The following is an 858-nucleotide window of genomic DNA, read 5'->3' as shown; positions in this document are numbered from 1 at the left end:
TTCTAAGGCAACGTAAACGCTAATAAAATCCTCACAGACGAAGACAGAATTAATGCTGCCGTGGAGAATGATAGCTTGGGCGTAAAAAAAGGCGGTTTTGCTACTTTCCCAGTTATAAAGGATCACCGCCATCGTCACTAGGGCATTAGTGAGGATAAAATAGGCACTTAACTGATCGGCTACCAGTTTCACGCCATAATTATCCAGTAGGTTGAGGGTTATGGGGGAGGATTGGCTAAATAGAAGGAGAGAATAGGCGAGAGAGATAATAGTGGCGGCGAGAGCCAGATATTTGTCTAATCGCGGCAATAAATAGATGATAAAGCCGATCAAAAAGGGTAAACTTATCCAAGCGATCGTTAAAGTATTCATGGTGTGTTATTTTTTTCTATCTCGCTGCTGTCGAGGGTGGGGTTATCTTTGGCTAATTTCATCACTCCCACCAGCATTAACGCCTGAATCGAAAAACCGATGACGATCGCTGTTAAAATCACTGCTTGGGGTACAGGATCGGCGTAATTTTGCTGTTTAACTGTACCGAGGATGGGAGTAAATAAACCGTCACGGGAAGAAATCACCACATAGTAGGCGATAACGCCGGTACTCATGACATCCATGGCGATAATCTTCATGATTAAGTTTTTTTTCAGGAATGTTCCTAAAAATCCGCACAAAACGGTGGCGAATACAAACAACTCTAGCAGGGGAATCGTCACTGGGCTTCTTGATTAGATTTGGTTATGAGTCAAAATACTTTTTCTAATTATCCTCGATCGAGTCCCAATTGATCAAAAAATTCTCAGGGAGCATCTCATTTATGCAAGTGAGTAATTATACTTATCCCTAAAACTGGTTTCC

The 858-nt window shown here is 41.8% G+C and carries 1 protein-coding gene and 1 pseudogene; both read right to left on the bottom strand.

The window, feature by feature from the left end; translation table 11 throughout:
* Positions 1 to 372: pseudogene (locus MICAI_RS16355) on the bottom strand (cation:proton antiporter); the annotation flags it as partial.
* A complete protein-coding gene (locus MICAI_RS16350; RefSeq protein WP_002796737.1) occupies positions 369 to 716 on the bottom strand; it encodes an NADH-quinone oxidoreductase subunit K in 348 nt (115 codons plus the stop codon). The gene MICAI_RS16350 and the pseudogene MICAI_RS16355, both read right to left, overlap by 4 nt.
* Positions 717 to 858: the final 142 nt, after the last annotated feature.

The organism is Microcystis sp. T1-4 (genome assembly GCF_000297435.1).
Taxonomy (GTDB): Bacteria; Cyanobacteriota; Cyanobacteriia; order Cyanobacteriales; family Microcystaceae; genus Microcystis.
The sequence above is the reverse complement of the archived record's forward strand: the minus strand, read 5'-3'. Positions and strand labels throughout refer to the sequence as shown.